The organism is Longimicrobiaceae bacterium (assembly GCA_035936415.1).
GTDB lineage: Bacteria > Gemmatimonadota > Gemmatimonadetes > Longimicrobiales > Longimicrobiaceae > JAFAYN01.
The window spans coordinates 1-12,693 of sequence record DASYWD010000056.1 but is presented as its reverse complement, the minus strand read 5'-3'; the positions used below and the strand labels follow the sequence as shown (position 1 = coordinate 12,693).

At 66.2% G+C, this 12,693-nt stretch carries 10 protein-coding genes; 2 read left to right on the top strand and 8 right to left on the bottom strand.

Going from position 1 to position 12,693, the window contains the following annotated elements; translation table 11 throughout:
- Positions 1-13 precede the first annotated feature (13 nt).
- The 3 genes from VGR37_02570 to VGR37_02560 are packed head-to-tail and all read right to left on the bottom strand — an operon-like array spanning position 14 to position 2,449.
- Complete coding sequence (locus VGR37_02570; protein HEV2146275.1) at positions 14-964, bottom strand: AAA family ATPase; 951 nt, start codon at positions 962-964, stop codon at positions 14-16.
- Positions 964-1,479 carry a hypothetical protein gene (locus VGR37_02565; GenBank protein ID HEV2146274.1) on the bottom strand — a complete coding sequence of 172 codons (516 nt, stop codon included), beginning with the start codon at positions 1,477-1,479 and terminating at the stop codon, positions 964-966. The genes VGR37_02570 and VGR37_02565 overlap by 1 nt, the downstream gene beginning before the upstream one ends.
- A gap of 4 nt (positions 1,480-1,483) precedes the next feature.
- Positions 1,484-2,449, bottom strand: coding sequence for a CBASS oligonucleotide cyclase (locus VGR37_02560; GenBank protein HEV2146273.1), 966 nt, complete (start codon positions 2,447-2,449; stop codon positions 1,484-1,486).
- A 1,323-nt stretch (positions 2,450-3,772) separates the two neighbouring features.
- On the opposite strand from VGR37_02560, the gene VGR37_02555 reads away from it, so the two are divergent.
- Entirely contained in the window at positions 3,773-4,201 is a 429-nt protein-coding gene (locus VGR37_02555; protein ID HEV2146272.1) for a helix-turn-helix transcriptional regulator, read from the top strand.
- 1,457 nt (positions 4,202-5,658) lie between these two features.
- The gene (locus tag VGR37_02550) at positions 5,659-6,471 is read left to right on the top strand and encodes a hypothetical protein (protein ID HEV2146271.1); all 813 of its coding nucleotides are present in this window, start codon (positions 5,659-5,661) and stop codon (positions 6,469-6,471) included.
- Positions 6,472-6,681: 210 nt separating this feature from the next.
- Here VGR37_02550 and VGR37_02545 read toward each other — a convergent pair whose 3' ends face one another.
- The 5 genes from VGR37_02545 to VGR37_02525 all read right to left on the bottom strand — a co-directional run.
- A complete protein-coding gene (locus VGR37_02545; protein HEV2146270.1) occupies positions 6,682-7,491 on the bottom strand; it encodes a hypothetical protein in 810 nt (269 codons plus the stop codon).
- A gap of 107 nt (positions 7,492-7,598) precedes the next feature.
- Complete coding sequence (locus VGR37_02540) at positions 7,599-9,722, bottom strand: M56 family metallopeptidase (protein HEV2146269.1); 2,124 nt, start codon at positions 9,720-9,722, stop codon at positions 7,599-7,601.
- A 2-nt stretch (positions 9,723-9,724) separates the two neighbouring features.
- The gene (locus VGR37_02535) at positions 9,725-10,114 is read right to left on the bottom strand and encodes a BlaI/MecI/CopY family transcriptional regulator (GenBank protein HEV2146268.1); all 390 of its coding nucleotides are present in this window, start codon (positions 10,112-10,114) and stop codon (positions 9,725-9,727) included.
- Positions 10,115-10,178: 64 nt separating this feature from the next.
- On the bottom strand, positions 10,179-11,201 hold the full coding sequence (locus tag VGR37_02530) for an amidohydrolase family protein (GenBank protein HEV2146267.1): 1,023 nt from the start codon (positions 11,199-11,201) through the stop codon (positions 10,179-10,181).
- A 145-nt stretch (positions 11,202-11,346) separates the two neighbouring features.
- On the bottom strand, positions 11,347-12,693 hold a 1,347-nt coding region (locus VGR37_02525), incomplete at its 5' end, for a hypothetical protein (GenBank protein ID HEV2146266.1).

The window sequence follows — 12,693 nt, the reverse complement described above, 5'->3', positions numbered from 1 at the left end:
CTCTCCGGCTTGCTCATCGCCCTGTCTCTCCTTCGGAGTCGCGGAACGGCGGCGTCGGCCCCATCGCCCTTGCGGTGGCGAGCGCCCGCTCGGGGTCCACGGCCACCGTGGGGTACGCATCGAGGATGATCGAGGGGAGGAGGCGCTGGGTCAGGTCCGAGAACGTGAACCCGTAGTCACGTCCGTCCCGTGGCCCGGTCGCGGCGACGAGCGCGGCGATCTGTCCTGCGCAGAGCCCGAGAGATTCCAGCGGCTCGGCGAGGACGGCGTTCCGCTGCTCGTCGTTGGGGCGTTCAAAGACCAGGATGTCGGCCGCGCGCCGCCGGACGGCCGGATCGAGCGCGCCCAGCCGGTTCGTGCACATGATCACCGCAGCCGGTACCTGCCGGTTTGCGATCTGGTCCACGCCGCGGATGAAGGCGTTCACCCCCGCGCGGTCTTCGTGGTGCATCTGCGCGGCCTCGCGGGACTGTGCAAGCGCGTCTGCCTCGTCCACCAGGAGGATGACCCCGCCCCGTGCTTTTCCCGATGCCCGTTTCAGCTTGGCCGCCTCGGCGACGGTGTGGTCAAAGGCGGCGCTCACCAGCTGCGTCATCTCCCCAACCCGCCCCTGCCCACGCGCGGAGAGGCTCAGGGGGAGGAGCGTGATGTCGATCTCTTCCTGACGCGCGACCGCATCGCCGATCGTCTCCGCGAGCTCAGTCTTGCCCGAGCCCACATCGCCCGCGAGGACGACGAGCGGAGGGCGGCGCAACACCATTGCGAGCAGCCGGTCGGCACCAGGATGGTGCTTCTCCGCCCAGCTCCGCAGTCCGGTCGGGTTGACGAGTACGGCCAGGATGCGAGCGAGGCGTCGCTTCTGGTCGTCTACTCCGACCAGCCTGGCGAGGCGCTCCCGGGGTTCCACGTCGGGGTAGGTGATGCGATGCCCGAATAGCTCTTCAGTCGAAACACTCTTGCTCATCAGAAGCTCCTCACGCTGGCACGGTCGAGCGCCCTCCCACCGGCGGAGTAGGTGCGGTCCTCAGCAAAGTAGCCGCTCACGCCGGGCTCGGCGGCTCCGCTCCGCTTGAAGGGGAGCCGCTGCTCGAACGAGTGCCTCTCCGCGTCACTGAGATTGTGCCACGCGGCGCTGTACGTGAGATGGCTGTTAAAGGAAGCACCGGAGATGTCGGCGCCGGGTCTTACGCGTCCGGGATCATCGTCTTTGGCCGAAGCGCCCGCGAGATCCCGAGCCCTATACCGAAGCGTGGGTTCGATCCACCGGCCGTCGCGCATGAAGCCGAAGATCACGGTGTCGAGGTATCCTACCTTGAGCAGCTCGATCGCCTCGGTCTCGTAAGCTGCGATGTGGGCGTCGATTGGGGAAATGTAGAAGCGCTGCATCCGCTTCAGGTCGGTGGCAACGCGCGACGCGATGTGCCGCGCGTGGGTGACGGTGAAGGTTACCGCTTCCGTGACGGTGTAGCTCGAACTCATGGGATCACACATGGAAGGAGGGCCCGAAGACCTTCTGCCAATAGCGTATGGTCTCCTGTTTGGTCGGGGCGCCGAGCGCGGCGTCGATCGCGTCCCCGGCATCGAGCGCCGCGTCTACGATCGCGTCCGCCTGCGCGGCGGTGTAGAGCCGGCTGACGTTGTTGGTGGCGTTCACCGGGTCGATGATCTGCACCGGCTCGGTAAAGGGTTCCACCGCCGACGCCATGTAGCAGTCGGTGAAGACGATCTGTTCGCGCATGTTGCTGCGCGCGATGTAGGTGAAGAAGTGCTGCAGGGCTTCGGGGTAGTCGGAGAAGTCGAGCCCCTGATCGCAGAGGTGCGCGAGCACCATCTCCACCATGAACGACTTGAACCGGAACCCCTCGCGCTCCTGCTTCGTGTTGCGCACCCAGTACTTCGCGAGCCGGACGACCTGCGCGAAGTGCGTCTGCTGGGCCTGCTTACGCCTCTTCGCGAACTCCAGGTGGAGCGGGATGCTCGTCTCCAGGAGCGAACCATCGTCCTGACTGACCAGATTGCCGCGCCACTCCGGGTCCCCGCCGTAGAGGATGGGCACCACGTCCACGTCCAGCCCGCTCCCCCGGAACGACACCGTGACGCTGTACGTCTGCGGCTGCACCTGGTCGGGCTTGAAGTTCGGGAACGCTGTGCGAAGGCGCTCCGCCAGGTAGGCAAGCAAGGCGATGCGGTCGGCGGGTGCTTCGGAGCCGCTGATGTAGGCTCCCATGTCGATGTCGTTCAGCGATCGGAGCGCAGTCCCTTTCGCCAGACTACCAGAGAGCATCAAGCGGCGGAGCGAGAAATCTGGATGCTCGCTCAAGTATCCCTGCAGCCGCTCGCCCAGTCGGTTCGCCTGCGCACGGTACTCTTTCGCCTTCTCAGCGGGCAGGTTGACGCGCTCTTCCCCGAACTGCGCGATCTCCCGATGTCCCACATGCTGTCGTCCCATCACCATCTCCTTGAGAACTGGTGGTCACGTGATCAGTTGTAGCAGTGCCAAATGGCCTCCGGCGTTGATGCCTTGGAAACGAGGCAGCGCAGCTCTTCGGCTAAGGCTAGAACGTGCTTGTGGACCCGCTTGCTGGGGATCCGTCATTAAAGCAGTCGGTGGAACGGGGAGATTGCTCAGCACGACCATAGGCCAGGGTGCCCCCAGTCCCGGAGCACCCCCATCGATCTCCGCCGATGTCAGGAGTTCAGGCCGAATTGGAGGAACCTGATGACCGGGCCTCTCGGTCTGCGGGTGGGAGTAGAGAGTACACGCTGGGATTCACCTGGTTTCGTGTGCGAGGTTTCCGCGACGTCCGCTGCTCGGCAGCACTCCTCGTACCGAAGCCCGAAGCGATCACAACCGCAGAGGTCACCCGGCAGGTGATCGCGGAGACGCTCAGGGGGGGTATGGAGTACCTGCCGCCCCGGCCAGAAGCCGAAGCAGCGGACGTGCATCTGCCGAACAACCCAGAGAGTCGTGAGATCTAGAAGCTGCCAAAGGCGGTGATAGCCGCGCACCCACGTCCCTTGTCGCGGTTCGTACGCGCACACGCTCCCGCTACCGTAATTCGTGTGACGGGGTCCAATCCAGATGCCGATTCCCCACCACGCCCAACTCTCGACCACGCCAGCAGGGTCGTGCGGGTAGCGGGTGACCAGCAGTGCCCTATCAGAAAGCTGGGGGATGGGCTTGATCCATCCATACAACCAGCTAACCTCGGGGGTGGACCGAACCTTCCACCGGGGATAGGTCGCGGCCACACCCCTGAGGTCATCCGCGACGGCCTCACTCAGTTCGTGGGCCGCTGGCAAGCCGAGCTGGAGTGACCGGGTACCGGACGCGGCCCATGGGGGGGAATCACCGGTGGACGGTGCTCGTTGTCCTTCCCCCGGTCCGGCTTCGGGTCCTGCGGACCCGGTTGCGTAGGTGCTGGCATCGTGAAAGCTCTCCTTGCCTGGTGAGAGATACAGAGAGGGATCGGTACCACCAGGCAGTACCAGCCCTCCAGGGTAGATATCAGGTTGACGATTTCTATGCAGGTCCCGACCAATCCGCCGCAGGAGATCCCGTCCGCCGAGTGGTGTGAGGAGGATTCCGCCCTGGGGGATTTCTTCAGCAGGAGTGGCCTGGTCTGCAGTAAGGGGATTGAACACGGGGAACCTCTGCACTATGCTTAAGACGCGTTTTACGAGTCGGAAACCTAACAGGCACTGGCTTGTACGACAAGTAGGACACTAGCCACAAGTGACACATTGGCGGACACCTTGGGTGGGAGGACGAATGGGGGAGACGGAGGAGGTCAGGTTTGACGCCGAAAAATTGGCTGCGCTGCTTAGGGCTAAGCGGGGGCGACACGGCCTCCGTGATACTGCGGCTGAGATCGGTGTAAGCCCCTCGACGCTATCTCGTGTGGAGCAGGGGAAGGCACCCGATGTGGATACGCTTGCGAAACTATGTTTCTGGCTCGGGATTACGCCGGCTGAACTGATGCCTTCCCTGTCCTCCTCGCCCGCGGAGGACCTGCACAGAGTGGAGCTCGCGACCCCAGATCGGATCGAGATGCATCTCCGGGCTGACAAGGTGCTGGATAAAGCAACAATCGATGCACTCGTGACGGTGGTACGACTTGCTTATCAAGCCGCGGAGCGGATGCGAGCCTTCGAGCTACCGGCGAATTCCAATCCCGAGCCACCACCAGAAGACCTATAGTAGGACGCAAATGGCTGGACGAGCGAGTGATTGGAGTTACTTGGGCTTCGGGAACTGGGCAGAGCGCCAGGCGATCGACTTCCGGGAGGCTCACGACCTTGAGCCAACGGACCCTCTACCGTCGAAGGTCTTGGCTGAGCACCTAGAGATCCCGATCCTTCCTATTCAGGACCTGACTCGGCTTGCCGGCTCTCGGCTGTCTGCCGATCTACCGCTCCCACCTGCTGAAGCCATCGCTACATTGCTTAGTGGAGAGCGCTCGCGATGGGGGGCGTGTCTGCTGAACGTTCCCGTGCTGGAACTGCCTGTGATCTTGCTCAATACGTCCCAGCCGCCGGAGATCCAGGAGAGGGACGTGATGCATGAGCTCGCGCACAGACTCTGCCGGCACGAGTATGGTGGCCTGGTCCTGGCAAACGGCGCGTGGGGGAGGACGTTCGACCGAGTACAGGAGAACGAGGCTATCTGGCTAGGGGCATGCTTGCAGGTGACGCGTCCGGCTCTCCTCGCGTGCCTTGAAGCAGATATGGGGCAGGAGGAAATCTGTCACCGATACACGCTGGATCCAATCACGTACCGCTATCGCTTGTACAGGTCGGGAGCGATGAAGCAGCGCCTGAACTCTCTTCGGAAGCTTCAGGGTGATCTATTCGCGGCAGCCTAGCCGGACACCTGACCTGCTTCCAAGGGGTTTTGAGGCAGCTCCGATGGGGCCGTTCGAAGTGAGGGTACATTGTACGCAGACCTGGCGAAGTTCGGCCGGGTGACGTTCCGCGCGTGCTGTTCAGCACGTATGGAGCACAGGCTCCCCGCTTATCCTCCGGTTCAACACGCATTTTTCTTGGCAGGCGGAGCTGGACCTTCAGTATGCTCTCGAGTATCATGTAGGTCAAACACCCCCAACCACCGGAGGTGAATCTTGCCCGCTCGCGTTGCGGATGTCGATACTCTCCAGAGGTACATCTCAGGCGTGATGGATCGTGCTGAACATCACGCTAGAAATGTCGATGAGATTTGCTTGGCCGTGGCTGGGGCGCTCGTCTGGCGGAAGGACCCTACATCTGACCTTCAAGTGATGGCCCAAGCGGGTGACCTCAAGAACGTCCTCTGGGTTTACATCGGCGGGAACCGATACGCCGTTTCCTACAATCATTCTGCTGGCACAATTGAGATACGGGAGGGCTCCGTCCAGGGCCGGGCCCTCGCATCCTTTACGAATGCCTCAACTGCCGCCGACGTGAAGCAGTTCTTCTCGTCACTCTAAAGCCAAGTTGGTGGAGTTCCGCTGCAGGGGACCAAGGTAGCGATACCGCCGACTCAGGAAAATTTGCGTTGTCTGTAGTGTGCGGCGCACAATCACGAGCCTGAGTCGATTCCGCCATGCAGAAGGATTGGGCTACCCCACAGCAGCAGCTCCGCTCGCAGACACGGCCGTTCAGATCACATCGAGGCCGCATATGCAAACGACCATCGACTTAGCTTTCTGGATAAGCGTAATTCTCCTCCTCACTCGTGAGGCCGGTCTCATTCTACGGCCCCATCAGCAACAGTACGTTGCAGATCTGGTTGAGGCGCTTACCCTCCGCCTAGAGTACATTCGCCCGCTCCTCTGGCTCAAAGGAAGATCCCTGAGGACGCAGGCTCGACCGCTCCTACTGATCGGATCCTCGCAACTACTCCTGCTCGTTGCCTATGGGTTCTCGAGGACCAACTTGCCAGCGATCCGGTCAGGAACCGCTGGCGTAACAGACCAGATTTACGTTCTTGCTCTCCTCCTCCCGATGAACCTGGGCGTTTGGAGTCTCACCATTCTTTTCGTCCAGCACCTGATGCAGAAGCCTAACCCCACTCGAATCGCATTGTGTTGGGCTGTCTTTGCTCCGCTCTTCCCACGATTGCTCACGAACACATATGTTCTCGTATCTACGCTCATTCACTACACGCAATCAGGTGAATTGGCCTGCACTTTCGATGCGATGGGGACACATCGAGTGATTTGCCATGCTTCTCCTGTATCTTATCTCGGAGCAGTGGGATCACTAGGAGCCATGCTCTTTGGGCCGGTAGCAATTCAGGCTGCGCTCGCCATCGAGATTGTGCTCGCCATCGTGCTAGTCGCCGGGTCTACCACAGTCCTCGAGGTGGCACTTCGCTTCATGCGGGGTGTGGGCTGGCGGCTGGTGGAGCACAAGCATGGGGCGTTCGCAGGGATCCTCGCTATCACGGCCGTACTCCTAGGAATCGCAAAGCTTCTCCTCGGGTCTTCTTAGATGATGGAGGGCGAGACAGTTGTGAAATGGACCGATGCCCCGCAACGTATGGGATGGCTATCCCTGCTCTCCCGGCAGGATTCTCAGATCGTGTTCACCAAGCGCTACTGTAAGTGAGAGGACTGGGCAGTAGATGCAGCTAGACGGAACGAATCAATTACCACGTGTCTTCGCAAGGCGGAACGAATCATCTACCTTGGTCGGAACGAATCAATTACCTGCGAGGGCCTCGCGCATCTCTCGAACGAAGGCTGGCGTGACGCGGTGGATCCGCATGGCCACGAGCTGGCCCGGAGACAGCCTTCCATATCCGACACGCTCCAGTCCCTGGATCTGCTCGCGGCTGACCCCGTGAATGCCCATCTGGAGGAGCTGAGGGCGGGAGAGGTCGCCGTATCCGAGCGCTTCAAGGTCGCGGACGTATTCCCGGGTGATCTGGTGAATCCGCATCTCGACCACGCCCGAGACCGTGTTCGTGCCCGAGAGGCCCAGGGACCGCACCGACCGCACGTAGTCGGGCGTGACGCCGTGGACGGCGAGCTCTACCACCTCCCGGACGCTGAGGGAGCCCAGGAGCGCGGTGAATTCCCGGATCGCCGCGGTGGAAACGGGGCGGAGGGTGAGAAGCATCAGGTCGTGCTCGGTGACTCGATCGGTGCCCTTGATCCCCAGCGAGCGGAGCATCTGTGCGAACTCGCGGTCCGGATTGAAACGGAGGCGGCCGGTACCCTTGCCCTGCTTGAACACGCCTTCGAACTCGAAGACCCCCGCCTCACGCTCGATCCGGAAGGAGACCGGTGTGGAGATCGCGGAAGCGATCCCGTCCTCCGATAGGCCGTGCAGCTCCGAGCGAGCAAATCTCTGCGACCACATCGTGGAGTTCCAGAACAGCCACACCTGGAGCTGTGCGTCGCGCTCCTGGGTGGCGGTCCAGGTGCCCTCAACGGTAGGGCTCGCGGAAAGGACGGATGCCATCGAGAGGAGGATGGCGGCCGCGGTGCTCAGGATCGTGCTTCGCATAGGTCGAATCCCACCGGGCTCGGATGAAGTCGGAGCGTGTCTCACCTTCCGCTCGCGCAGGCATCTACCAGACAACCGCCGTGACGAGGTGTGTGGACGGCTGGCCCTCATTCTCCACGGCGCCGGCCGCGGTCGACGCGCTCCGAACGGATGCCGTGAATCCTCATGTCGACGAGAGTACTGGGCGACGGGTCTTGGAAGCCCGCCTCACGCACCTTCCGGATGAAGGCGGGCGTCACCCCGTGGATGCCCATCTGGAGGAGCTGCGGGCGGGAGACATTGCGGTACCCCAGCGCCTCCAGATCGCGAACGTACTGCGGGGTGATCCGATGGAGCCGCAGCTCGACGAGGCTGGATGCCGTGCTCGTGCCCGAGAGGCCCAGGGACCGCAATGAGCGAACGTACTCGGGCGTGACGCCGTTGATCGCGAGCTCCGCCACCTCCTTGAGGCTCGGGGAACCCAGACCCAGCGCCAGCAGCTCCCGGATCTGGGTGGTAGAGGTGTGACCAAGGGCGACAAGCGCAAGAAGCCTCAGGTCGCGCTCGGTGACCCGATCGGCACCCTGGATCCCGAGCGAGTGGAGCGTCTGCAGGAACCGGCGATCCGGCTGGAAGGTGAAATAGCCGGCGCCCTTCCCCTGGGTGAATACGCCTTCGAACTCGACGACCCCCGCCTCACGCTCGATCCGGAAGGAGACCGGTGTGGAGGTCGGGGAGGCGATCTCCTGGTCGGAGAGGCCGCGCAACTCCGAGCGGGCGATCGACCACGACTTCGCCCATGCCATGCCCCACCGCATCGAAAGCTGGAGGCGTACCGTGTCGTCCTCGGACGCCGTCCATGTAAGGTCTTCGACCGTGCCCGTCGGCAGGACGTTGTCCGCGCCCGCAACCGCCGCCGCGGACGGGGCGGGCGGCGTCTCCCATCCCTGCTTCGTCTCCAGCGGAGCCTTCGACCCCCTGGGGGGCGTGTCCACGGCTACAGGGGCGGGCGGCCCCGCCGGGGCTTCAGGAGTGAGGGGGGAGGATCCGGGCCCCTCCTCGGGCATGAGCCCGTGCACTGGGGCCGGCGGCACGGCAGTCGGCGCGGCGCGCTCGATCTCCGGACGTTCCGGGACGGGTATGCGCACACCGGCAGCGCCCGCATCGGCGGGGCGCATCGCACCGAGGGCCACCACCAGCGAGGCGAGGCCACCCACGGTGAGCGCGGCCCCGACGCGGCCGGGTGCGCCACGTTTTACGTTGGGTTCCAGGATCGCCAGCAGCCGGCTCTCGAAGGTGGAGCGCTGTGCCATCGGCAGCGCCGCCGAGGGAACGCGTGCGCGGCCGGCGGTGCCCACCATCTCCAGGAGGTACTGCGCGTAGGACGAGGCGCGGGTGCCGGTGCTGAGCACCCGGTCGTCGCAGCACCGCTCCGCCTCCGCCCGGAGCTGGCGGAGCGCCAGCCAGCAGAGCGGATTGAACCAGTGCACGGCGCAGGCGAGCTGGGCGAGCCCGAGGGAGATCACGTCCCGGCGGGCCACGTGCGCCAGCTCGTGCCGGAGCACCATCTCGCGCCGCTCATCCGACCATCCCTCGCAGCTGGCGGGGAGGAGGACGACGGGGCGGATCACGCCCCACGTCATCGGCATCTCCGTCCGGCGGCTGCGGATCAACCGCGCGCGGCGGCCACCGAAGCGCCGGGAGATGCGGTCGGCGGCGACGGTCCAGTCTTCGTCTACGATCCGCTCCCCCGTGCATGCCATCCGCCACAGCGTTGCCCTGCCGAGCAGTAGCCGCAGCACGAGCACCAGTGTGCCGAGCAGCCACGTGGCCCCGAGGAGCGGTTGCCAGCGGAGGTCGGCCAGGCGCCACCCGGGTGCCCCCTGCGGCAGGGCGTCAGAGCCAGGCGAGGGAAGAGGCGGCTGAGGCGTCAGCCGCCGCGCCGCGGGCGCGTGCTCTTCCGACAGGAACGTGGGCGCCGCGTCGGGAGCAGGGGCCGTTTCAGGAGCGCCGCTGAGCCAGGCGGGGAGCAGGTCCAGTCGCACAGGGAGGAGCTGCACCAGCGGAAGCGCGAGCACCCCCGCCACCGCCGTTGTCCATACCAGATGCCGCGCCGCCGCGGAACGGCGGCGGAGCGCCAGGGCCAGCAGGCCGGCCGCACCGAGCACCAGCGCCACCTTGAAGGAGAGCTCCGGGAGAATACGGCCAGCGGCGTGGAGTTCGGCCAGGATCCCGCTGATGTCCATGGTCATGGTCATCTCCCCTGTTCGCGGGCGGCATCCACCTGCTGCGCCAGTCGCCGCAGGTCGTCGTCGCTGAGCTTGTGACCGGTCATCCCGAGGAGCGCTACGGCGGCCGCCTCGGCGCTGCCGCCAAAGAACGTGCGCACCAGGTGGCCGAGGGCCGCGCGGCGGGCGCTCTCCTTCGGCACCACGGGCCGGTAGAGGTAGCGCGGACCGTCCCAGTGGTGCTCGACCTGGCCCTTCTCCTCCAGCACGCGCAAGGAGGCGCGCACGGCGGAGTAGCTAGGTGGCTCGGGGATGCGCTCCAGGATATCGTTGATGGTGCCCTGGCCCAGCGCGAAGAGCGCATCCATCACCTGGCGCTCCCGGCGGCTGAGGTCGGCGGTGGTCTCGGGACCCATGCGGCGTCTCCGGGCGTTGGAAGGGCCACACCGTATGCTGGCAAAACAGCACTATGGTGGAATTTCAGCACCGTGTTGTAATTCTAGCACTCCGTGCCTGGACAGTCAAGGTACTTGCCGGGCGCTGCCTGGACCGACGGGCGGCGCAGAGATGTCCCGTAACCTTTACTCCGCGCCGGTGTGCCTCCTCGATCAGCGCCTGGAGCTCGGCGCGACGGACATGCAAGGACGCCTTGATCCATGTCGCGCCCTCCACGGCCCAATACGCCACGAAACGGCGGGCCGCCTCCGGAGACTCGATAATCGCCATCTCGCGGTCACTTGCACGGCCGCTGCCGGTCACGTAGGGCGCGGTGAGATGCACGCGGGGTCCCGGGATCTCTCCCCTCTCGATGGCCGTGCGGGTGTTGATGTCGGCGTAGGGCACGGTCGTTCCAGCGGTACGGACCGTGGTCGTCCCGGAGGCGAGGTAGAGGCGTGGCGCGGAGAAGCCGAGCTGGACCCTGCGCCCGACGGTGGCCCTGATGAAGAGGTGGTTGTGGATTCCGACCAGTCCGGGGACGATCGTGGAGCCGCGCAGCTCCATCCGTCGCGCCCCCTCCGGTATCTGCACGCTACCCGACGGGCCGACCTCGGCGATCCTCCCGTCGCGGATCACGATGGTCTGGTTGGCCTTCGGTGCGGCTCCCGTCCCATCGATCACGGTGGCCCCGGTGAGCGCCACCACCGGCTCGCTGACCGTGATGAATTCGCGGACCTGCGGGGAGAGAGATCCACGGTCCGGGCCGGTCCGGGTCACTCCACTGCCGGGATCGCCCGGCACGCGCCGGGTGCGCCACACGCGTGTGATCCGGTCATCCTGCACCTCGTACGTGTACACCGCGTCGAAGACCCGCCCGTCCGGGGTGCAGGCGGCTCGCTCGTGCAGCACGACGAAGGGGCCGGCGACGATCTGGGCAAGGACCTCCACTCGCAGTGCCGGGGCGCGCGCCGGGTTCAGGGTCGCCGTGCGGAGTGCGGGCGGCTCGCCGGGTCGCGCGGGAGCGCAGGCGGCGCAGAGGAGGAGCGCGAGGACGGGGAATCGCATGGGACCTATCAAGGGCGGGTGCTGGACCGGACCGGGTGGGCCGCGATCGGCACCCCCTCGGTGCTTCGCGGCCCGCCCCCGGCCCGAGCGTGGAGCACGAACCGGCAGGCGCGGCCCGGCTCCGGGCCCACGCCGATGATTCGCCTCATGGGGCACCGGGCCCGAACACCGCCCCGTGCGGCACGATGCGCACGACGCCGAGCCCCGGGACCGCCACCCGCGACAGCTCCACCGCCGGGAGCGCCGGGTGCGGGGCGAGCGCGCCGGTGGCGGGATCCAGGGTGGCGAGGTACACGCGCGGGTCGGCGACCGTCCCGCTGTCGACGATCAGCCACCGCCCCGAGGCGTCCGTGGCGAGCCAGTGCGGCGTGGCGCTCTCGCCCAGCGGGAGGCGCGCGAGCTCGCGCGGGTGGGCGGGGTCGTCCATGTCGAGGCTGACCAGGGCGTGCAGCGACGGTACCGTCTGCACCCACCAGCGCCCCACGCGCACGGGCACGGCGCACCCGCGGCTGGGGAAGGCGTGGACGAACTCGAGGCGCGGTGACTGCCCATCCACTCCGTTCAGCCGGTACATCCCGCAGGTGAAGGTGCCGACCATCACGGTACGGCCGTCGGCCAGCGCGCGTGGCTCGCCGGGCCTGCGGTGGTGGATCTCCGCGTGTGCCGACGCTTCGTCCGTCGCGCCGGGCGCATCGTGGCCCGTGTGCGCGGGGGCCTCGGGAACGCGCAGGGTGTGCAGCAGCGCCAGGTCCGAGAGCCGCCACACCTGCACGTGCACGCCACCCGGGGTGGAGCCCATCCCGTGGCTGGTGGTGACCACGCGGTCCAGCGCGGGGAGCACCTCCAGGCTGTACGGCAGGATCTCCAACGAGTCGGCCCCGGAGGTCGCCGCGCGTGCCCAGCGCACTGCCGTGCCGTCGCGCCGCAGCTCCACCAGCCCGCCCGGTGGTCCGGCGCCCTGCCGCTGGAACGTGGCGAGCACGTTCCCGTTGGGGAGCTGCACGAAGGAGTGCGGGAAGCCGAACGGCCCCGCCGTGGTGAAGTCGCCCAGCCGGCGCGGCTCGCCGGGGGTGCGCAGATCGAACCGGTGCGTGCGCCCGGCGCCGAAGTCATTGGCGAAGAGGAGCCCGTCGGCGGCGAGCGCGTGCTCCGTGTGATGGGCGAAGCGGGCGGCCGTGTCCGCGGCGAGCACCGCGCCGACCACCTGCCCGCGCGTGGGCGATCCCTCGCGCAGATCCACCGTCAGCAGGGCCACGCCGCGCCGGCGGCGGCGCGGCACCGTGTCCGGCGGCACCGGGGGGCTCACGGCCGTGTCGATCGCGGTGGCCCACACGTACAGGTACGCCGGCGCGGGGGCGTTCCCGCCGGTTGCTGCGCCCGCCTGCGGGGCGGGAGTCGGTCCGAAATCGCCACGGGCCCCGCGCTGCACCTCGTCCAGTGCGGGGAGGTCGGGATCGGCGCGCCGCCAGACCTCGGCGAGCCTCACGTACGC

Coding starts and splice junctions, on each gene's coding strand:
- VGR37_02540 (HEV2146269.1), bottom strand. CDS start 9,722: ATGACCATGGACATCAGCGGGATCCTGGCCGAACTCCACGCCGCTGGC.
- VGR37_02530 (HEV2146267.1), bottom strand. CDS start 11,201: ATGCGATTCCCCGTCCTCGCGCTCCTCCTCTGCGCCGCCTGCGCTCCC.
- VGR37_02550 (HEV2146271.1), top strand. CDS start 5,659: ATGCAAACGACCATCGACTTAGCTTTCTGGATAAGCGTAATTCTCCTC.
- VGR37_02535 (HEV2146268.1), bottom strand. CDS start 10,114: ATGGGTCCCGAGACCACCGCCGACCTCAGCCGCCGGGAGCGCCAGGTG.
- VGR37_02565 (HEV2146274.1), bottom strand. CDS start 1,479: ATGAGTTCGAGCTACACCGTCACGGAAGCGGTAACCTTCACCGTCACC.
- VGR37_02570 (HEV2146275.1), bottom strand. CDS start 964: ATGAGCAAGAGTGTTTCGACTGAAGAGCTATTCGGGCATCGCATCACC.
- VGR37_02560 (HEV2146273.1), bottom strand. CDS start 2,449: ATGGGACGACAGCATGTGGGACATCGGGAGATCGCGCAGTTCGGGGAA.
- VGR37_02555 (HEV2146272.1), top strand. CDS start 3,773: ATGGGGGAGACGGAGGAGGTCAGGTTTGACGCCGAAAAATTGGCTGCG.
- VGR37_02545 (HEV2146270.1), bottom strand. CDS start 7,491: ATGCGAAGCACGATCCTGAGCACCGCGGCCGCCATCCTCCTCTCGATG.